This is a genomic window from Nocardioides perillae (assembly GCF_013409425.1).
Classification (GTDB): Bacteria; Actinomycetota; Actinomycetes; order Propionibacteriales; family Nocardioidaceae; genus Nocardioides; species Nocardioides perillae.
The window spans coordinates 2,077,563-2,096,400 of sequence record NZ_JACCAC010000001.1 but is presented as its reverse complement, the minus strand read 5'-3'; the positions used below and the strand labels follow the sequence as shown (position 1 = coordinate 2,096,400).

Genomic DNA, 18,838 nt, shown 5'->3' with positions numbered 1-18,838 from the left:
GCTCAGTCGTCGCCGTCCGGCAGGGTGTTGCGCTCGAGCTCGGCGACGGTGGGCCGACCGCGGTTGCAGAAGAGCTCGAGGTCGACCGAGCGGGCACCGCTGCTGAAGACGACGTCGACGTCGTCGTCGGGGCCCGGCTCGTAGCTCACCGTGCGCCACCCGGCCGCGCGCGCCGGCGCCACGTCGCTGATCGAGGCGACGGCCCCCTGGCAGACGGCCTCGACGCTCCCGAAGTCCCACGCGAAGCGCTCGGTCACCACCTCGGCGTCGGCGCGCGGCACCGCCGAGCCCTCGGCGAGCTCGGCCTGGCGGGCCACCTCGTTGCCCAGCGGCCCGCGGTCGCGGAGCTGTCCGCCGACCAGGCCCACCGCCAGCACGCCGGTGGCCACCGCAGCACTCGTCGCGACGAGCCACGCGGCGGCGTACCGGGTCAGGGTGCGTCGAGAGGCCACGACGCCCATCTTGGGGGGTCCCGCGCCAAGCGCCGGGCAACGCCGCCCTAAGGCTGCGCTAAGCCGCTAGCGTCGCGGCGTGGCCCAGGTGCTGGTGGTGGAGGACGACGACCGGATCCGTCCCCTGGTCGTGCGCGCCCTCGGCGAGCGTGGGTACGCCGTGTCGTCCGCCCCCACCGGCATGGCCGGGCTGCAGCAGGCAGTGGAGGAGCGCCCCGACCTGGTCGTGCTCGACCTGGGGCTGCCCGACGTCGACGGCACGCAGGTGCTGGCGATGATCCGGGCCGTCAGCCAGGTGCCGGTGATCATCGCCTCGGCCCGCGACGACGACCCCAGCCTGGTGGCGGCCCTCGACGCGGGTGCCGACGACTACGTGGTCAAGCCGTTCAGCACCGCCCAGCTCGAGGCCCGCATCCGGGCGGTGCTGCGGCGCAGCGGCTCGGGCGCCGCGCCACGGGCCGACGTCGTCGTCGGCGACCTCGTCGTCGACCCGGCCGCCCGGCGGGTGACGCTCGCCGGCGAGCACGTGGAGCTGAGCCCCCGCGAGTTCGACCTGCTGCGCCACCTCGCCGAGCGCGCGGGCACCGTCGTCACCAAGCGCGAGCTGCTCACCGAGGTGTGGCACCAGCCGTGGGGTGGTTCGGACAAGACGGTCGACGTGCACCTGTCCTGGCTGCGTCGCAAGCTCGGCGAGTCGGCCGCCGCGCCGCGCTACCTGCACAGCGTGCGCGGGGTCGGCGTGCGCCTCGAGGCCCCGGAGGCACCTGTGCGACCCGAGGCGCCCGAGGCACCCGGGTGAGGCGGTCGCTCTCCCTCACGGTGGCGGCGGTGGCCGCGATGCTGCTGCTCGCGCTGCTCGTGCCGATGGCGGTGCTGGTGCGCTCGTTCGCGCTCGAGGACCGGCTCTCGCGGGCCGCGCTCGAGGTGCAGGCCACCGAGACGGTCGTGTCGGGAGCGGGCGACGACCTGGGCGCGGTGTCGACCTACCTCGAGCGCATCAACACCTCGCGCGAGACCCAGACGACCGTGCTCTACCCCGACGGGCGCGACGTCGGCCCCGTCCCCGGGGAGGACCCCGGGATCGTCGACGCCCGCCTGACCGGCCAGGCGCGGGTGGACCAGACCGACGACGGCGCGCGCATCCTGGTGCCGGTCTCCCTCGGCGGGTCCAGCGCGCTCCCGGCCGACACCCCGGTGATCCGCGTCGACGTGCGCGAGCCCGGTCTCGGCTCCGGCGTGCTCGAGGCGCTCGTCGTCCTGGGGGTCCTGGCGCTGCTCCTCCTCGCAGGGTCGGTGCTCCTCGCCGACCGGCTGGGGCGCTCCTTCACGACGCCGCTGCGCGGCCTGGCGTCGTACGCCGCGCGGCTCGGCACCGACCGCCACCCGCCGCCGGCACCGCGCGAGGGGCCGCCCGAGGTCCGCGAGGTCGCGGCCGCGCTCGACCTGCTCGTCGAGCGGGTGGAGGTGCTCCTCACCCGGGAGCGGGCCGGCGTCGCCGACCTGGCCCACCGGCTCCGCACCCCCGTCACCGCCCTCAGACTGCGCGTCGAGACCCTCGCCGACCCGGGCGAGCGCGCCCGGTTGGCCGAGGACCTCGACCACCTCGACCGCACCGTGGACCAGCTCGTCCGCGAAGCCCGGCGCTCCGAGCGCGAGGGCCTCGTCGCCCGGGCCGACGGCGTCGCCGTCCTCGCGGCCCGGGCACGCTTCTGGGAGCCGCTCGCCGAGGACCAGGGGCGCCCGTGGGCGTTGCGGCTGCCCACGCCCCTGCGCGAGGTGTCGGTGCGCGCCGACGCCGCCGACCTCGAGGCCGTGCTCGACGTGCTCCTCGACAACGTCTTCACCCACACGCCGGAGGGCGCGCCTGTCGAGGTCACGATCGCGGGCGAGGGTGACGCTCCCGTTCGTGGCGCGGTGGGTGCCGGGGTCGGTGACGGGCGCGGTGGCGAAGTCGGTGCTGGGGTGGGGGTCGTCGTCGGCGTCGACGGCGGGGTCGAGCGCGGGGGACGCGACGGCTCGGGGCGTGGCCTGCGGCTGGTCGTCGACGACGGCGGGGCCGGTCTGGCCGGCGTCGCGGACGGCCCGGCGGTGCTCGAGCGGGGTGCCTCGCCCGGCGGGTCGACCGGGCTGGGCCTGGCCATCGCCCGGCGCACGGCCGAGGAGTCCGGTGGCACCTTGCGTCTCGGGCCGTCCCCCCTCGGCGGCCTGCGCGTGGAGGTGGTCTTCGGCCCGGCGTGAGGAGGACCAGAGCCCGGGGGCGCCGGTCGTGCTCCGGGCGGCACGACGAGCCCGTCTTCCCGCGCTGGGCTGCGGACTGTCGACGTTGAGGTGGTCCGGAGGCCGGAGGCGCGCCTCTTGCTGCTCGTGCGGGGCCGCCGGGCGCGTGTCGAGACCCCGCCCCGGGCGGTCGCGGTGCTCGGGGCAGCACGACGAGCCCGTCACCCCGGTGTCGGGGTGCGGGCTGTCGTCGAACAGATGGCTGAAGAGGACCGGACGCCCCTGTTCTTTGGTCGAGCAGGGCCGCCAGGCCCGTGTCGAGACCCGGGCGACGCACGCGCGTGGCGTCAGTCCGCGGGTGCGGGCGGCCCGGTGTGGTCGTGGTGCGGCGGGTCGCCATCGCGCGGCGGCCCGGTGTTGTAGGCCGGTCCGCAGTCCGGGGGCGCTGGTCCACCACCGGGTGGTGCGGTGTGGTGGGCGAGGGGCCCTTCGAGTGGCCCATCGAGGGGTCGGGTGCCGGTGTGGTCGCGCAGGTAGTGCGCCCCGTGCGGTGACTTCCACAGCCATGCGCCGGCGCCTGCGGGTGTGAGGGTCCACCTGGTGGCGGCGTGGCCGTGGGTCTTCAACCGGTGGTGCGGCCGGCACAGCGGCGCGATGTTGCAGGAACAGGTCGGCCCACCCGCATCCGGGACGGCGGGGTCGTAGGGGACGGCGTGGTCGTGGTCGCACCTGCGGGCCGCGCGGCCGCACCACGGGAACACGCACGTCAGGTGCGTCAGAGCGCTGTGGTGGGCCAGGCGGCGTGGGACCTCGTAGGCCTCGGTGTGCACCGCCTCGGCGAGGTCGAGCACCGGCAGCACCGTCACGTGGGGCGCGACCCCGTCGATGCCGGCGGTGGTGAGCCAGTCGCGGATCGCGGTCGCCGACACCGGTGCCCGGGTCTCCTTCACCCGTCCCACCGCCCCGTCCCCGGCAGCCAGCCGACCAGGGAACATCGAGGAGCGCAGCACCGCGTCGGACAGGTGCAGGTGCAGCAAGTAGCGCCGCTGCCGAGAGCCAGACCGGCCCGGCGAGCCGGGCTGCGGTGCCCCGGGCTCGGGGGTCTCGACACACTCGCCAGGGCCCGCTGCTCGACCCCCGTCCACGGTCACCAGCTCGAGGGTGCCCTGCGCCGACGCGCCGTCGGAACCCCGCACCACGAGGTTCAGCAGGGCCTGTGCCGACAACGGCCCCGACTCAGCCGTAGCGCCCAGGGCACGCAGCCGCTGCTTCTCCTCGGTGACGGCGTCGTGGATGGTGATCCCGTCGGGCAGGTCGAAACACCCACTCGCGTCCACCGTCCCCGTCAGGTCATCGCCGGGGCGGCCGTCGAGGTGGATCTCGAACCGGCGCCGCTCGCGGGCCTCGGCCTGAGCGAGCTCCGCCTCATCGGGCATGAACCGCGCCAACGCCTCCGCGACCAGGCGCTCCAGGGTGGTGGCGCCGATGGTCTGCGCCACGGGCGTCACGTGGCGGTCCACCCACCCGGCTGCTTCGGGGGTGAGGTCTCTGCCGAGGACCATGCAGGCGACGAGGCGGGCGCGCCACCCGTCGACCCGATGCGCCTGCACCGCGTCCCACAGCCGGGGCAGGAGGTGGCGGCACACCAGGGCTTGGCCGAGGTAGGCGGCACCCGAGACAGTGGAACGCCCCAACCGGGACGCGAACTCCGCCACCGCGAACTCCGTCACCCCCGGCGCCCAGGCCCCAGCCACCCGCAGGGCGGTGTCGCCGTAGGTGCCGGCCACCGTCGCCGCATCGAGCGCGTCGGCGGGGTGTAGATCCGCCCACGCACACGCAGCCCGCATCAGCTCCGCATCCCAACGACGCTGCGCCAAGACCGCCTCGCCGGCACGGTCGAGCACCGCGATCGCGGTGTCGAGCTCGGGTGCCGGGCTGGTGGTCATGAGAGGAGTCAAGCAGCCACCACCGACACTCACCGGCGGCTCGGATCCGGCTGTGGACAACGGATCCAGGCCCGTCGACCTGTGCACGACCAGTGGCCCGCAGCCCGCCTGGACTCCGGTCTCGAGACGGCCCCGGCGGGGCCTCCTCGACCACCCGACTGCCCCAGCGCGCGACCCCTCGACGGATGAGCAGCGCGCGACCCCTCGACCCGAGCCCAGCGCGCGACCCCTCGACCCGAGCCCAGCGCGCGACCCCTCGACGCGAGCGCAACGCGCGACCCCTCGACGCGAGCGCAGCGCGCGACCCCTCGACCTCAGGTCGGCGGGAAGCGCACCGGGTCTCGACACGCTCGCCACGGCTCGCTGCTCGACCAGCGCAGCGGCCCGGTGCCGGGCACCGGGCCGCTGGGTCGGGACGGTCAGACGACGACGCGCACGCTGCACGGGTCGGCGGGGCCCCGGCGGTCGACCGTGAGCCGGAAGGTGTCGCGGCCGGGGGTGTCGGGGCGCACCCGGTCGAGGTCGAGCTCGCCCTCCCGGTCGGCACGCAGCACGCGGTCGGCGACGACGCGTCCCTCGTGGCGCAGGACGACGCGCCAGCGGCTGCCGGGGCGGGCGCCGTCGACGTCGGCGTCGACCTCGAGCGCGCCGTCCTCGCGGTCGACGGACAGCGAGGCGAGGGCACCGCCGCAGCGGGCCGTGCGCTCGGTGTCGCCGGCCGCGGGGACGGCTGTGGCGAGGGTGGTGCCGGCCGCGAGGACGGCAGCGGCGGACAGGGACGTGAGCACAGCGGTGCGGGACATCGGGATCTCCTCAGGACAGGTGGGACAGCAGGACAGCGGGACGGCCGGACGGCCGGACCGCGGAGCGGTTGGGATCAGCGGCGCACCGTGACGGTGCACGGCTCGCCGGCGTCGGGTGCGGCGTACTCGACGGTGAAGAGGTCGCCGTCGCGCTCGGCGGCGGGCAGGTCGAGGTCGACCTCGCCGTCCTCGTCGGTCGTGCGCTCGCCGGCGAAGAGCTGGGCGTCGCCCTGGCGGACGTCGATGCTCCAGACCTCACCGGGCCCGGCCGACTGCAGCTCGAAGCCGACCTCCAGCCCGCCGGTGTCGTCGTCGCGCTCGACGGTGAGCTCGTGGGTGGTGGCGGCGCAGCTGCCGCGCTCGCCGACCTCGTCGTCGCCGGTGAGGGCGACCGCGCCGGCGGTGACGCCGCCGGCCACGACGACGGCGCCGGTGACGAGGGCGATGAGTGAGGTGCGCTTCACGGGTGGTGCCTCCTGGGTCGGGGCCCGCCGGTGCGGGCCGTCAGGAGCACCGTGCCGCGAGGTCGGCCAACCCCGTCCCAGCCGCAGGTCAAGGCGCGGCCAAGACCCGCACCGCACCCATCGCACCGACAGCCCCACCGCACCCGCCGGCCCCGAGGGGCGCCGTCCTCAGCCCTGCGGCACCCGCGCGAGGTCGGCGAGCCAGGCGGCGGCGCTGGCGTCGGAGGGCATGCGCCAGTCGCCGCGGGGCGACAGCGTGCCGCCGGCGGAGACCTTCGGCCCGTTGGGCAGCGCGGACCGCTTGAACTGGCTCGCGAAGAACCGCTCCACGAACACCTCGAGCCAGGACCGGATCGTGGCGAGGTCGAACTCCGGCCGCGCGTCCTCGGGGTAGCCCGCGGGCCAGCTGCCGCGCTCGGCGTCGGACCAGGCGTGCCAGGCGAGGAAGGCGATGCGGCTCGGCGCCATGCCGTAGCGCAGCACGTGCCACAGCGTGAAGTCCTGCAGGGCATAGGGCCCGACCGAGGACTCGGTGCTCTGCGGCAGCTCGTCCTCCCGCGTCGGCACCAGCTCGGGCGTGATCTCCTGCCCGACGATCTCGTGCAGCAGCGCGCCGACGTCGCTGCCGAGCTGGTCGGAGTCGGCCACCCAGCGGATGAGGTGCTGCACGAGCGTCTTCGGCACCCCGGAGTTCACGGTGTAGTGCGACATCTGGTCGCCCACGCCGTAGGTGCACCAGCCGAGCGCCAGCTCGGACAGGTCCCCCGTGCCCAGCACGATGCCGCCGCGGTGGTTGGCCAGGCGGAAGAGGTAGTCGGTGCGCAGGCCGGCCTGGACGTTCTCGAAGGTGACGTCGTAGACCTCCTCGCCCCGGGCGTAGGGGTGGCCGAGGTCGGCGAGCATCTGCCCGGCCGCCGGCTTGATGTCGATCTCCTCGAAGGTCACGCCGAGGCCCTGCGAGAGCCGGGTGGCGTAGGACTTCGTCGTGTCACCGGTCGCGAAGCCCGGCAGGGTGAAGGCGAGGATGTCCGAGCGCGGCCGGCCGAGGCGGTCCATCGCCTTCGCCGCCACGATCAGCGCGTGCGTGGAGTCCAGGCCGCCGGAGACGCCGATGACGACCTTGGGCTGCCCGATCGAGGTCAGCCGCTGCTCGAGGCCCGAGACCTGGATGTTGTAGGCCTCGTAGCAGTCCTGCGCCAGCCGGGCGGCGTCGTCGGGCACGAAGGGGAAGCGGTCGACCTTGCGGCGCAGCCCCACGTCGCCGGTCGGCGGGTCGAGCTCGAAGACCACCCGGCGGAACTCCACGCCCCGCTCCCCCAGCACCGCGCGGGCGTTGTCGTCGAAGGTGCCGGTGCGCAGCCGCTCGAGCCGCAGCCGGTCGAGGTCGACGTCGGCGACCGAGCGGCGCGGCCCGTCGGGGAAGCGCTCGGTCTCGGCGAGCAGCTCGCCCTTCTCCCAGACCATGGTCTGGCCGTCCCACGACAGGTCGGTGGTCGACTCGCCCTGACCCGCCGCGGCGTACACGTAGGCGGCCTGGCACCTGCTCGAGGCCGACTGCGCCAGCAGCGACCGGTCGTCGGCCCGTCCCACGGTGATCGGGCTGCCGGAGAGGTTCGCGAGCACCGTCGCCCCCGCCAGCGCGGCCTCGGCGCTGGGCGGGACCGGCACCCACATGTCCTCGCAGACCTCGACGTGGAGCGTCAGCCCGCGCACGTCGGCGGCCTCGAAGAGCAGGTCGGGTCCGATCGGCACCTCCTGACCGGCCAGCGTGGTCGTGCCGCGCACGTCGTCACCCGGGGCGAACCACCGCCGCTCGTAGAACTCGCGGTAGGTCGGGAGGTAGGACTTCGGCGCGACGCCCAGCACGACGCCGCGGTGCACGACCACCGCGCAGTTCAGCACCCGGTTGCCGTGGGCCAGCGGGGCACCGACCACGAGCACGGGCGCGAGGTCGACCGACGCGGCGACGAGCTCCTCGACCGCGGCCAGCACGCCGTCGAGCAGCGGGTCCTGCAGGAAGAGGTCCTCCGCGGAGTAGCCGCTCAGGCACAGCTCGGGGAAGACCGCGACCGCGACCGCGTCGTCGTGGCAGGCCCGCGCCTCGGCGAGCACCGCGCGCAGGTTGGCCGCCGGGTCGGCCACGCGCACCGGCACGGTGCAGGCGGCGACGCGGGCGAAGCCGTGGGCGTAGGCGGAGTAGAAGTCCACGCCGCCACCCTAGGGCTGGCGCCGCGGACCGAGGACCCGCCCAGCAGGGTGCCCCCACGGCGTACGCCGTGCCCTCCGCCGCCCGCCGCCTGCGGGTGACGCGCGCCACCACCGCCGCACCTGTCCGCCCCCGCGTCGGGCGCTCTAGCCTCGGAGACGTCCGTGGACTCCAGCAGGGAGCCGCGAGATGAGCAGAGGAGCACCCATGAGCGAGCAGCCCCCGCCCTACGGCGGCAGCGCGGGCAGCGGCACGGGCGGCAGCGTGACCGTCCGGCGCGTGCGCACCCACCACCTGGCCGAGATGAAGCAGCGCGGCGAGCGCATCACGATGCTCACCAGCTACGACATGTACACCGCCGAGGTCTTCGACGAGGCGGGCATCGACGTCCTCCTCGTCGGCGACAGCGCGTCGAACAACGTCTACGGCAACGAGACCTCCCTGCCGGTCACCGTCGACGAGCTGCTCCCCCTCACCCGCGCCGTCGCCCGCTCCGCGCGTCGGGCGATGGTGCTCGGCGACCTGCCGTTCGGCAGCTACCAGGCCTCGCCCGAGCAGGCCTACCTCACCGCCGCCCGCTTCATGAAGGAGGGCGGTGCCCACGCCGTCAAGCTCGAGGGCGGCGCCGAGATGGCACCGGTCGTCGAGCGGCTGACCCGCGGCGGGATCCCGGTCTGCGCGCACATCGGCTTCACCCCGCAGTCCGAGCACACCCTCGGTGGCTACCGGGTGCAGGGCCGCGGCGAGTCGGCGGAGCGGGTGCTGCGCGACGCCCACGCGGTGCAGGAGGCGGGCGCCTTCGCGGTCGTCATGGAGATGGTGCCCGGCGACGTCGCGACGCAGGTCAGCCAGGAGCTCGCGATCCCCACCATCGGGATCGGCGCCGGCGTCGGCTGCGACGGCCAGGTGCTGGTGTGGCAGGACGCCTTCGGCCTGCGCACCGGCCGGATGCCGCGCTTCGTCAAGCAGTACGCCGACCTGCGCGGCACCCTGGCCGGTGCTGCCCGGGCCTACGCCGACGACGTGCGGGCCGGCACCTTCCCGGGGCCCGAGCACACCTTCTGACGCCGGCGCAGCCACAGCGCCACCGCGGCCGACGGCACCAGCACCGCGACCGGTGCCAGGGCCGCGGCCGTGGTGCGGCGCGGCTTCGGCGGGCGCAGGTCGCGGGGCACGAGGGCCGGCACCCGACGGTCGGCGAGGCCGCGGAAGCGGTAGACGTCGAAGCCGCGGACGAGGTCGTTGCCGTAGCCGAAGAAGGACCCGTCGCGGTTGATCCGGTTGGTCTTGAACGACCAGGTGTCGGAGTCGGCGAAGGCGAAGCTGCCGACCTCGCGCATGCCGATGCCGTCACCGAAGGCGAGCGTGGTCGGCCCGCCGGTGGCCGTGGCGAGCCCGGAGATGTCGAGGACGCGCACGCCCTGGGCGTACCACGCGATGGTCAGCATCTGCTGCTGCGGGTAGACCCGGAGCACGTGGGAGGTGCAGGTCGCGCCGTCCTGGACCGTGAAGGCGTCGATGAACCAGGCCCCCAGCTTGACCGGGTTGCGCTCGAGGCCGCCGGTGACGTCGTAGACGTGCAGACCCCCACCGGGGCACTCGAGGCTCGCCGCGGCGCCCGCCCGCTCGTCGGTGACGATGAGCAGCCGCCGCCACGAGCCGTCGGCGCGGCGCACCGAGAACGGGTCGGCCTGGTGCACGACGTTGACCGCGGGGTCGACGATCTGCCCGACCTGCCGCGGCCGGGCCGGGTCGCTCGTGTCGAGCACCAGCGTCTGCGACAGCGCCGCGACGTAGGCCCGGTCGCCGGTGCGGTCGAAGGTGACGTCGTGCGACTCCGAGCCGAGCGACGTCGGCACGAACGGCAGGCGGTAGTCCTGGACCTTGCGCGGCCGGCTGGGCACGGAGACGTCGAAGATCGCCACCTCCGGCTCGGCGCCCGTGGTCAGGAGGTCGGAGTTGGAGTTGTAGAGGTAGCGCCCGCTCGGGTGGATCGTCATGTTGTGCGAGCCCTCGGGCACCGAGATCCAGCTGACGCTCCGCGGACGCGAGGGGACGGTGAGGTCGAGGATCACCGTGCCGGCGTCGTCGGCTGCGAGCTCGAGGTCCTGGCCGCACTGCGAGGCGGCGCCCGCCGCCCCGACGGAGCCGTCGGCGGTGTAGCTGGCCAGCACGCGGTGGCGGTGGCGCCACACCTGCACGTCGCCCTGGGAGATGTCGCAGTCGAAGACCGCGACCCGCTTCGGCGTGCGCGGCCGCGTGACGTCGATGATCTGCAGGCCCTTGCCCAGGGTCCCCGCGAGGGCGTAGTCGCGGCCGCCGATGCGGGCGAACTCGATGTCGGAGCCCTGCTGCGCCTCGCCGCTGCGGTCGTACTGCAGGTTGGCCACGAAGCTCATCCGCTCACCCGTGCCGGCCGTGGCGACCCGCGCGCCGCGGGTGTTGGTGGCGACGTCGCCGTCGCCCTCGTGGGCCAGCGCCGGGGCCGGCCCGAGCCCGAGCGCCAAGCCGAGCCCGAGCGCGAGGGCGACCGCCGCGCCCGAGGTGGTGGCCGGTCGACGGCGGGTGGGTCGTGCGCGCATGCGTCCTCCGAGGTGTGGGGGCCCGCGAGGCGGGTGGCTCACGGGTGGGGCCCTGCTCCTGCAACGAGCCTGAGCGACCTGGGTCACGCGGCGTACCGTGGCGTCATGCGCAGTCGCCCCCGCTCGCTCCGGGCCGGTCTGGCCTCCGCCGTCGCCGTCGTGCTCCTGGCACCGGCCTGCGCCACGGCCGGGGACCCCAGCGACGGCGCCGGTGCCGCCCCCGAGGACGGGCCGACGCAGGGCCGTTCCGTCGCGCCCCGGGCCACCGCCCTGCCCGCCCTGCAGGTGCGCCGGCCGGTGCGCGGCCTGACCCAGCCCTGGGACGTGCAGCAGCTGCCCGGGGGCGCGCTGCTCGTCACCGAGCGCGAGACCCGGCGACTGCTCGTCGCGGACCGCCGCGGCACGCGCGCGCTGCGCTTCCCCTCCTCCGAGGTGTGGTCGTCGGGCGAGACCGGGCTGATGTCGCTCGAGGTCGACCCGGGCTTCCGCAGCAACCGCCGCGTCTACACCTGCCAGGGCGGCTTCCGGCAGGGTGGCGGCACCGACGTGCGCGTCGTCGCCTGGCGCCTCGACGAGGCGCTGACCCGGGCGACGAAGGTGCGCACCCTCCTGGCCGGCATCCCGACCACCAGCGGACGCCACGGCGGGTGCCGCCTGATGATCGCGCGCGACGGCTCGCTGCTCGTCGGCACCGGCGACGCGGCCGACGAGCGCAACCCGCAGGACCGCGGGTCGCTGGCGGGCAAGGTGCTGCGCCTGGTGCGCACGACGGGCGCGCCCTGGCCGGGCAACCCGTGGGCCGAGCATCCCGACCGCGAGCGGCGCTACGTCTTCACCTACGGCCACCGCAACGTCCAGGGGCTGGCCCAGCGCGCCGACGGCACGCTGTGGTCGGTCGAGCACGGCTCGAACCGCGACGACGAGGTCAACCGGCTGGTGAGGGGCGGCAACTACGGCTGGGACCCGGGCCCGGGCTACGACGAGAGCGTGCCGATGACCGACACGTCCCTGCCGGGCCCCCAGCAGCAGGCCCGCTGGCGCTCGGGCTCGCCCACGATCGCGGCGTCCGGCGCCGCGTGGGTCCGCGGGCAGCGCTGGGGCCGTTACGACGGGGCGCTCGCCGTCGCCGCGCTGAAGGGCTCGCGCGTGGTCTTCATGAAGTTCGACCGGCGCGGGCGGCTGCTGTGGACCCGCGCACCCGAGGCGCTGCAGCAGGACGGGCGGCTGCGCTCGGTGACCACCGCGCCCAACGGGGACCTGCTGATCACCACCGCCAACGGCGAGGGCGACGCGGTGCTGCGGGTCAGCCCGCGCCGCTGACCGGTCGCCTCGCCCCGCTCCGCGCCTCGCCGGGGGTCGGGCTCAGCCGAGGACCACGGCGAGCCAGGCGACGACCCACGCCGCGAGACCGGCCCCGGCCAGCGCGGCGACACCGCGCGGGCGCCGCACGAACCACCGGCACGCCTGCACGAGGAGCACGACCCACACCACCACGAGCGCGACCACCGCCCACCCGGGCAGGAAGGTCACGCTGGCCACGTCGAGGAAGAGCACGGCCGCCAGGCCGACCATCCCCGCGAAGGACCACGGCGACGCGGGTGCGGCGGGGCCGCTCCGGCCGCCGGCGCCGGGGGGCGGCGCTGCGAGCGGGTCGCTCAACCGCGGTCCTCGCCGGCCGGGCCGGTCTCGTCCCACTCCTCGTCCTGGGCCTGCCACGCCTCGTTGCGCTCCTGCACCCGCTCGAGCGCCCGGGCGGCCTCGGCCTCGGTCGCGTAGGGACCCAACCGGTCGGCGCTGCGGCAGCCCTCGCGCCCCTCGACGCGGTGGTGCTTGAGGCAGAACCAGAACTCCTCGGGCTCCCCGCTGCTGCTCATGGCCGCGAAACTACACTCGCCGCCATGCCGGCTGCCAGGCCCACCGCCTCACCCGTGACGCCGGGGCGCGTGTCGCCGCGCCGCCCCGTGCCGGCGTCGATCCCCCGCCCGGAGTACGTCGACCGGCCGGCGCCCGCGACGTACACCGGCAGCCACGTGCAGGACGAGGAGACGATCGCGCGGATGCGCGTGGCCGGGCGCCTCGCAGCGCAGGCTCGCGACCTGGTCGGCTCCCACGTCGCACCCGGCGTCACCACCGACGAGCTCGACCGGATCGGGCACGAGTTCCTCTGCGACCACGGTGCCTACCCCTCGACGCTGGGCTACCGCGGCTTCCCCAAGTCGCTGTGCTCGAGCGTCAACGAGGTCGTCTGCCACGGCATCCCCGACGACCGCGTCGTGCAGGACGGCGACGTCGTCAACATCGACGTCACCGCCTACCTCGACGGGGTCCACGGCGACACCAACGCCACGTTCCTCGCCGGCGACGTCGACGAGGAGGTGCGGCTGCTCGTCGAGCGCACCCGCGAGGCGCTCGACCGCGCGATCCGGGCAGTCAGGCCCGGGCGGCGGCTCAACGTCGTGGGGCGGGTCATCGAGTCCTGGGCCCGGCGGTTCGGCTACGGGGTGGTGCGCGAGTTCACCGGCCACGGCATCGGCACGGCCTTCCACTCCGGCCTCGTCGTGCCCCACTACGACGACCCCGAGGCCGACGAGGTGCTCGAGGTCGGCACCACCTTCACCATCGAGCCGATGCTCAACCTGGGCACGCACGAGTGGGAGATGTGGGACGACGGCTGGACCGTCGTGACCCGCGACCGCCGACCCAGCGCGCAGTTCGAGCACACGCTGGTGGTCACCCTGGCCGGGGCCGAGGTGCTGACCCTCCCCTGACGGGCCGCCGGGCCCTCAGACCCCGGAGGCCAGCCGCTCGACGCGCAGCACGTCGTACTCGTGCTCCGGGTCGCCGGTCATCGCCGCCGCCAGGCGCAGGTGCGGCAGCGCCTCGGCGTAGCGCGACTGGCGCTCCAGCGTGCGCCCGAGGGCGTGGCGCACCCAGTCGTCGCCCGGGTTCTCCTCCACGAGTGCCCGCAGCTCCTCCTCGGCGCGCGCGAGCTGCGCGCGCAGCAGGAAGGCCCAGGCGCGCAGCGTGCGCAGCCCGGTGTTGCCCGGCTCCTGGGCCAGGGCCGGCCCGAGCACCTCGAGCGCCTCACGAGGGGCGCTGCGGCTCAGCAGGTCGTGGGCCTCGCGGAAGGCGCGCGACAGGTCTCCGCTGCCGGGCCCGCCGGGGAAGCGCAGCACCGGCGCGGTGAGGCGCACGGGCGGCTCGGCGCTCCCCACGACAGCCTCGGGGGTCTCGGGGGCCTCGGGGGCCTCGCCGTGGGTGCGGTCGGGGGTGTGCTGCTCGTCGGTCATCTCGTCCTCCACCGCGGTCAACGTGCGCGCGGGGGTCGCTGTTCCCTATCCTGGCTCCGCGGACGGGCTGGCCGGGCGACCGCGTCCCGCTGCGGCGGGCCGAGGAAGGTCCGGGCTCCACAGGGCAGGGTGGTGGGCAACGCCCACCCGGGGTGACCCGCGGGACAGTGCCACAGAGAACAGACCGCCTCCCGACCCTCCGGGGCCGGGCGGCAAGGGTGAAACGGTGGTGCAAGAGACCACCAGCGCTCCGGGTGACCGGAGCGGCTCGGCAAACCCCACCTGGAGCAAGGTCAAGAAGCCGCGACCCCGGTCGCGGTGCGCGAGCGTTCGAGGGCGGCCCGCCCGAGCTCGCGGGTGGACCGCACGAGGCTGTCGGCGACGGCAGCCCTAGATGGATGGTCGCCAGCCGACCGGTCGTGAGGCCGGTCGGGGAACAGAACCCGGCCTACGAGCCAGCCCGTCCGCACCCGGGCTCCCGCTCAGGAGGCCTCGAGCTCGACGCGTCCGCCGACGACGTCGACCGAGACCACCCGCACCCGGACCTCCTCGCCCAGCGGGAGCGGCTGCGCGCCGCGCACGCGCGCCTCGACGGCCGGGTCGACGAGCCGCACCTCACCGCGCCTCGGGTCGTCGTCGTCGACTTCGACCACGACCGCCTGCAGCTCGGCCCCGACGTGCCCGGCGAGCGCACCTGCCTCGGCGACGTCCAGCACGCCGCTCTCGTACTGGTTCGCGCGTCGGCCCGACTCCCGCATGGTCGCGGGCAGTCCCGGCAGCGCGTCCAGCACCCACGCGGGCACGGGCTCGTCCGCGCACAGCGCGACGCACACCTCGAGCCCGTAGCGGTCGACCAGCCGGCGCAGCGGGGCCGTGACGTGGGCGTACTCCGAGGCCAGACCCGCGTGTTGGGGCTGCTCGGGCAGCTCGCCGTCGAAGGCGACGTAGCCGCTGCCGCGCAGCAGCCGGGTGCAGGCCACGACCATCGCGGCGTGGGCGGGCACGGTCGGGTCCAGCGAGCGCACGAAGTCGGGGTAGAGCTGCTCGGCGGGCCACGCGATGCCCAGCGCCCGGGCGGTGCGGTGCAGGCGCCGCACGTCGCGCGGGTCCGGCGGCGGCAGGGTGCGCAGGATGCCGACGCGGGCGTAGACCATGAGCGAGGCCGCGGCGAAGCCCGTCAACAGGGAGATCTGCGCGTTCCAGTCCTCGACGGGCAGCCGGGCGCGGAACTCGAGGTGCCACGCCTCGCCGCGCACGTCGACCTCCTGCTCGGGCAGAGGCAGCGAGACGCCGCCGCGTGCCGCCTCCCGTGCCAGGCGGAGGGTGCCGACCTCGCGCAGCAGGCCGAGCGCGTCACGCAGCTCGGGGGCGAGGCCGTGGTCGGCGGTCCCGTCGACCACTTCCTGGGCTTGGTCGTAGGTCAGCTGCGCCCGGGAGCGCACCAGTGCGCGCTCGACGTGGGCCCGCGTGCCCTCGCCCTCGGCGTCCACGTCGATGGTCCACAGCAGCGCCGGCCGCACCTGGTCGACGAGCAGCGAGCCCGCGCCCTCGGAGATCGCGGGTGGGTGCAGCGGCACCTTCGACCCGGCGCCGTAGAGCGTCTCGCCGCGGTGTTGCGCCTCCTGGTCGACCGGGTCGCCGGCGGTGACGAAGGCGGCGACGTCGGCGATCGCGTAGTGGACCCGGTAGCCGTCGCCGGCCCGCTCGAGGTGCAGCGCCTGGTCGAGGTCGCGGGCGCCCTCGGGGTCGATCGTGAGGAAGGGCAGGTCGGTGCGGTCGAGCTCCGGGAGGCGCGGCGCGACCGTCGCGCGCTCCGCCGCGGCCACGACGTCGGGCGCGAAGCCGTCGGGCAGGCCGAGGTCGGCGTGCAGGCGGGCGAGGCCCGCCTGCAGCTCGGCGGCGAGCGCGCCACCGTCGCCTCGCAGGTGCGCGCGCACCCCGTGCACCTGCCGGTCGAGCCCTGCCTGCGTCATGCGGGTCACCCTAGCCACGGACGGCCTCCTAGCCTTCTCCCGTGCTGATCCTGCTGCCGCCCAGCGAGGGCAAGACCGCGCCGCGTCGCGGCTCCCCCCTCGACCTCGACGGCCTCGTCGCGCCGACGCTGCGCGAGCCGCGCACGCAGGTGCTCGACGCGCTCACCGCGCTGTGCGCCGGCGACGTCGCCGACGCCGCGGCCGTGCTCGGTGTCGGGGCCGGCCAGCACGACCTCGTCGCCGCCAACGCGCACCTGCGCAGCGCACCCACGGCCCGCGCCGACCGCGTCTACACCGGGGTGCTGTACGACGCCCTCGACGCCGCCTCCCTCTCCCCCGCCGCCCGCCGACGCGCGGCGACACGGGTCGCGGTGACCTCGTCGGTCTTCGGCCTGGTGCGGCTCGCCGACCGCATCCCGGCGTACCGCCTCGCCGGCGACGTCGCGCTGCCCGGCCTCGGCCCCGTCGCGGGGCTGTGGCGCGCGCACCTCGGCGAGGCCGTCACCGCGGCGCTGGGCCGCGGTCTGCTGGTCGACCTGCGCTCCGGCACCTACGCGGCGTTCTGGCGCCCGCCGGCCGACCTCGCGCCGCGTGTGGCGACCGTGCGCGTGCTGCACGAGCACGGCGGCACCCGCAAGGTGGTCAGCCACTTCAACAAGGCGACGAAGGGCCGCCTCGTCCGCGCCCTGCTCGAGGACGGGCGGGCGCCGCGCACGCCTGCCGCCCTCGCCGACGTGCTGCGCGACCTCGGGTGGCACGTCGAGGTGGGCGACGCGGGCCCGAAGGGCACCCAGCTCGACGTCGTCGTCACCGAGGTCTGACCCGCCGCTGCAGCGGTCAATTGCTGGGTTGTCGCCCGGTTACTCGCGCGTAACCGGGCCACAACCCAGCAATTGCACCGTCGGCGGGGCGCTCAGAGCGCGGTAGCCCGCCCGTTGAAGAGCCGGAGCGACGGCCGGTGGCCCGGCACGGGCTCGGCGGGGGCGTCGGGGTCGGGGTGGTAGGCGATCACCGTCACCGAGGCCGGCGCCAGCTCCATGCGGTAGAGCGCCTCGAGGGGCGCACCGAGCGCCTGGGCGACGAGCACCTTGATCGGCGTGACGTGGCTGGCGACGACGACGGTGCGCCCGGCGTGCCCGCGCAGCACCCGCTCCAGTGCCGCTGCGACCCGCTCGCGCACCTCGGCGAAGGACTCCCCGCCGGGCGGCGGCACGTCGGTCGCGGCGAGCCAGGCGTCGAGCGCCTCGGGGTCGCGCTCGCGCACCTCCGCGAAGGTCAGGCCGTCCCAGCGGCCGAACTCCATCTCCGCGAACCCCGGCTCCGGCACCACCTCGTGGTCACCGAGCAGCGCCGCGAGCACCTCGGCCGACTCGACCGTGCGGCGCACGGGCGAGGTCAGCACCGCGTCGACCCGGTCCGCCAGCGGCGCGAGCCACTCCCCGACGGCGCGCACCTGCGCGCGCCCCTCGTCGCTCAGCGCGGGGTCCGCCCCGCCGAGGCCGCCCGAGAAGCGCTTGGCCTGGGTGTGCGCGGTGACCCCGTGGCGCACCAGGACCAGCGTGGTCGGCGGCCCGCCCGCGGGCGACCACCCGCGCTGCTGCGCCTGCGCCGACGCCGGCTGTGCCTCGTCGCCGCCCCGCGTCGGGTCCGGTGCGCGCCCCACGCCGCCGACGGCGGTTCCGCCGGGCAGTCGCACCCCCTCCGCGACCCCGTCGAGGGCCTCGTTGGCCAGCCGGTCGGCGTGCGCGTTCTGCGCCCGAGGGACCCACGTGTACGTCGTGCCCGGCGGCGCGAGCTCGCGTGCCTCGAGCGCGAGCGGCCGCATGTCGGGGTGCTTGATCTTCCAGCGCCCCGACATCTGCTCGACCACGAGCTTGCTGTCCATCCGCACCTCGACCACCGCGCCCGGCGCGTGGTCACGAGCGAGCCGCAGGCCGGCGAGCAGGCCGGAGTACTCCGCGACGTTGTTGGTGGCGACCCCGAGGGTGGCGCCGTCCTCGGCGATCAACGCGCCGGTGTCCGCGTCGCGCAGCAGCGCGCCGTACGCCGCGGGGCCGGGGTTGCCGCGCGAGCCGCCGTCGGCCTCGACGACCACCCGGGACGGGGTCGCCGAGCCGGTCACAGCCCGGACTCGGGGGTGCGGACGAGGATCCGCGAGCACTCCTCGCACCGGACGACCTCGTCGACCGGCAGCGCCTTGATGCGCCCCAGCTCGAGGTGGTCGAGGGTGAGCCGGCAGCCGCCGCAGGCGCGGCCCCGCAGCTCCGCGGCGCCGCTCCCCTTCTGCTCGCGCAGCCGGTCGTAGAGCGCGACGAGGTCGGCGGGCAGGCGCTCGACGAGCGGTCCGCGCTGGGCCTCCACCGTGCCGGCCTCGGCGTCGAGCGCGCCGACCTTCTCGTCGCGGGCGGCGCGCAGGTCGTCGAGGCGCACGTCGATCGCGGCCAGCTCCTCGGTGAGGCGGGCCAGCTGCGCCAGGGCCTCCTCCAGCTGCTCCATGACCTCGAGCTCGGCGTCCTCGAGCGTGGCGATGCGGCGCTCGAGCGACACCAGCTCGTGCTGCATCCGCTCGAGGTCCTTGGGGTTGGTGACGAGCCCCCGCTCCATCCGGTCGCGGTCGCGCTGGCGGCGGGCCTTGACCTGCTCGACGTCCTGGTCGGCCCGGCGCTGCTCCAGCGTCAGGTCGTCGACGCGGATCTGCGCGTCGCGGCGCCGGTCGTCGACCGCGCGGCGCTCGGTCTCGAGGGCGGCGATCTCGGCCAGCTCGGGCAGCGAGCGGCGCTGGTGGCGCAGCTGGTCGAGCCGGGCGTCGACCTGCTGGAGGTCGAGCAGCGCGAGCTGGTCGTTGGGGGCGGCCTTCACCGGTGGTCTCCTCGGCGTGCTCGGGCGGATGGCAGGGCGGTGGCTC

General features: G+C 75.7%; 18 protein-coding genes and 1 other RNA gene. 7 read left to right on the top strand and 12 right to left on the bottom strand.

Features of this window, described 5'->3' with window-relative positions:
* Positions 1–2: 2 nt before the first annotated feature.
* Positions 3–452 (bottom strand): hypothetical protein, encoded by a 450-nt coding sequence (locus tag BJ989_RS09710; protein ID WP_179518031.1) that lies wholly within the window; start codon positions 450–452, stop codon positions 3–5.
* 79 nt (positions 453–531) lie between these two features.
* Here BJ989_RS09710 and BJ989_RS09705 point away from each other — a divergent pair, with 79 nt between their 5' ends.
* A complete protein-coding gene (locus tag BJ989_RS09705) occupies positions 532–1,251 on the top strand; it encodes a response regulator (protein WP_179518030.1) in 720 nt (239 codons plus the stop codon).
* Positions 1,252–1,289: 38 nt separating this feature from the next.
* The gene (locus BJ989_RS09700) at positions 1,290–2,690 is read left to right on the top strand and encodes a sensor histidine kinase (RefSeq protein WP_343049498.1); all 1,401 of its coding nucleotides are present in this window, start codon (positions 1,290–1,292) and stop codon (positions 2,688–2,690) included.
* A 326-nt stretch (positions 2,691–3,016) separates the two neighbouring features.
* Here the strand turns inward: BJ989_RS09700 and BJ989_RS09695 are convergent, their stop codons facing one another.
* The 4 genes from BJ989_RS09695 to BJ989_RS09680 all read right to left on the bottom strand — a co-directional run bounded on the left by BJ989_RS09695 (position 3,017) and on the right by BJ989_RS09680 (position 8,090).
* Positions 3,017–4,615, bottom strand: a complete 1,599-nt coding sequence (locus tag BJ989_RS09695) for an HNH endonuclease signature motif containing protein (RefSeq protein WP_179518028.1) — start codon at positions 4,613–4,615, stop codon at positions 3,017–3,019.
* Positions 4,616–5,034: 419 nt separating this feature from the next.
* Complete coding sequence (locus BJ989_RS09690) at positions 5,035–5,418, bottom strand: hypothetical protein (protein WP_179518027.1); 384 nt, start codon at positions 5,416–5,418, stop codon at positions 5,035–5,037.
* 74 nt (positions 5,419–5,492) lie between these two features.
* The gene (locus BJ989_RS09685; RefSeq protein WP_179518026.1) at positions 5,493–5,882 is read right to left on the bottom strand and encodes a hypothetical protein; all 390 of its coding nucleotides are present in this window, start codon (positions 5,880–5,882) and stop codon (positions 5,493–5,495) included.
* Between the two features lie 168 nt (positions 5,883–6,050).
* Positions 6,051–8,090 carry an NAD(+) synthase gene (locus BJ989_RS09680; protein ID WP_179518025.1) on the bottom strand — a complete coding sequence of 680 codons (2,040 nt, stop codon included), beginning with the start codon at positions 8,088–8,090 and terminating at the stop codon, positions 6,051–6,053.
* Positions 8,091–8,295: 205 nt separating this feature from the next.
* Between BJ989_RS09680 and panB the strand changes: the two genes are divergently transcribed.
* Complete coding sequence (panB, locus tag BJ989_RS09675; protein WP_246283424.1) at positions 8,296–9,153, top strand: 3-methyl-2-oxobutanoate hydroxymethyltransferase; 858 nt, start codon at positions 8,296–8,298, stop codon at positions 9,151–9,153.
* Here panB and BJ989_RS09670 read toward each other — a convergent pair.
* A complete protein-coding gene (locus BJ989_RS09670; protein ID WP_179518023.1) occupies positions 9,099–10,670 on the bottom strand; it encodes an LVIVD repeat-containing protein in 1,572 nt (523 codons plus the stop codon). The genes panB and BJ989_RS09670 overlap by 55 nt on opposite strands.
* A 105-nt stretch (positions 10,671–10,775) precedes the next feature.
* Between BJ989_RS09670 and BJ989_RS09665 the strand changes: the two genes are divergently transcribed.
* Positions 10,776–11,990 carry a PQQ-dependent sugar dehydrogenase gene (locus BJ989_RS09665; protein WP_179518022.1) on the top strand — a complete coding sequence of 405 codons (1,215 nt, stop codon included), beginning with the start codon at positions 10,776–10,778 and terminating at the stop codon, positions 11,988–11,990.
* Positions 11,991–12,032: 42 nt separating this feature from the next.
* Here the strand turns inward: BJ989_RS09665 and BJ989_RS09660 are convergent, their stop codons facing one another.
* Both BJ989_RS09660 and BJ989_RS09655 read right to left on the bottom strand, forming a co-directional pair.
* The gene (locus BJ989_RS09660; protein WP_246283423.1) at positions 12,033–12,329 is read right to left on the bottom strand and encodes a hypothetical protein; all 297 of its coding nucleotides are present in this window, start codon (positions 12,327–12,329) and stop codon (positions 12,033–12,035) included.
* Positions 12,326–12,544 (bottom strand): hypothetical protein, encoded by a 219-nt coding sequence (locus tag BJ989_RS09655; protein WP_179518021.1) that lies wholly within the window; start codon positions 12,542–12,544, stop codon positions 12,326–12,328. Before BJ989_RS09655 ends, BJ989_RS09660 begins: the two co-directional genes overlap by 4 nt.
* A 24-nt stretch (positions 12,545–12,568) precedes the next feature.
* Between BJ989_RS09655 and map the strand changes: the two genes are divergently transcribed.
* Positions 12,569–13,438 carry a type I methionyl aminopeptidase gene (map, locus tag BJ989_RS09650; RefSeq protein WP_179518020.1) on the top strand — a complete coding sequence of 290 codons (870 nt, stop codon included), beginning with the start codon at positions 12,569–12,571 and terminating at the stop codon, positions 13,436–13,438.
* Positions 13,439–13,453: 15 nt separating this feature from the next.
* Here map and BJ989_RS09645 read toward each other — a convergent pair whose 3' ends face one another.
* Positions 13,454–13,972 (bottom strand): tetratricopeptide repeat protein, encoded by a 519-nt coding sequence (locus BJ989_RS09645; RefSeq protein ID WP_343049229.1) that lies wholly within the window; start codon positions 13,970–13,972, stop codon positions 13,454–13,456.
* A gap of 51 nt (positions 13,973–14,023) precedes the next feature.
* Between BJ989_RS09645 and rnpB the strand changes: the two genes are divergently transcribed.
* An RNA gene (rnpB, locus tag BJ989_RS09640) (RNase P RNA component class A) lies at positions 14,024–14,427 on the top strand.
* Between the two features lie 15 nt (positions 14,428–14,442).
* Here the strand turns inward: rnpB and BJ989_RS09635 are convergent.
* The gene (locus BJ989_RS09635; protein WP_179518019.1) at positions 14,443–15,933 is read right to left on the bottom strand and encodes a ribonuclease catalytic domain-containing protein; all 1,491 of its coding nucleotides are present in this window, start codon (positions 15,931–15,933) and stop codon (positions 14,443–14,445) included.
* 41 nt (positions 15,934–15,974) lie between these two features.
* Here BJ989_RS09635 and yaaA point away from each other — a divergent pair, with 41 nt between their 5' ends.
* Positions 15,975–16,754 carry a peroxide stress protein YaaA gene (gene yaaA / locus BJ989_RS09630; RefSeq protein WP_179518018.1) on the top strand — a complete coding sequence of 260 codons (780 nt, stop codon included), beginning with the start codon at positions 15,975–15,977 and terminating at the stop codon, positions 16,752–16,754.
* 92 nt (positions 16,755–16,846) lie between these two features.
* Here yaaA and BJ989_RS09625 read toward each other — a convergent pair whose 3' ends face one another.
* Entirely contained in the window at positions 16,847–18,055 is a 1,209-nt protein-coding gene (locus BJ989_RS09625; protein WP_179518017.1) for a bifunctional RNase H/acid phosphatase, read from the bottom strand.
* Positions 18,052–18,792, bottom strand: a complete 741-nt coding sequence (locus BJ989_RS09620; protein ID WP_179518016.1) for a CT398-like coiled coil hairpin domain-containing protein — start codon at positions 18,790–18,792, stop codon at positions 18,052–18,054. The genes BJ989_RS09625 and BJ989_RS09620 overlap by 4 nt, the downstream gene beginning before the upstream one ends.
* Positions 18,793–18,838: the final 46 nt, after the last annotated feature.

Excerpts from the sequence above, each read along its gene's own strand:
- BJ989_RS09665 (WP_179518022.1), top strand. The coding sequence starts at position 10,776 with ATGCGCAGTCGCCCCCGCTCGCTCCGGGCCGGTCTGGCCTCCGCCGTC.
- BJ989_RS09690 (WP_179518027.1), bottom strand. The coding sequence starts at position 5,418 with ATGTCCCGCACCGCTGTGCTCACGTCCCTGTCCGCCGCTGCCGTCCTC.
- BJ989_RS09700 (WP_343049498.1), top strand. The coding sequence starts at position 1,290 with ATGCTGCTGCTCGCGCTGCTCGTGCCGATGGCGGTGCTGGTGCGCTCG.
- map (WP_179518020.1), top strand. The coding sequence starts at position 12,569 with ATGCCGGCTGCCAGGCCCACCGCCTCACCCGTGACGCCGGGGCGCGTG.
- BJ989_RS09655 (WP_179518021.1), bottom strand. The coding sequence starts at position 12,544 with ATGAGCAGCAGCGGGGAGCCCGAGGAGTTCTGGTTCTGCCTCAAGCAC.
- BJ989_RS09670 (WP_179518023.1), bottom strand. The coding sequence starts at position 10,670 with ATGCGCGCACGACCCACCCGCCGTCGACCGGCCACCACCTCGGGCGCG.
- BJ989_RS09695 (WP_179518028.1), bottom strand. The coding sequence starts at position 4,615 with ATGACCACCAGCCCGGCACCCGAGCTCGACACCGCGATCGCGGTGCTC.
- panB (WP_246283424.1), top strand. The coding sequence starts at position 8,296 with ATGAGCGAGCAGCCCCCGCCCTACGGCGGCAGCGCGGGCAGCGGCACG.
- BJ989_RS09635 (WP_179518019.1), bottom strand. The coding sequence starts at position 15,933 with ATGACGCAGGCAGGGCTCGACCGGCAGGTGCACGGGGTGCGCGCGCAC.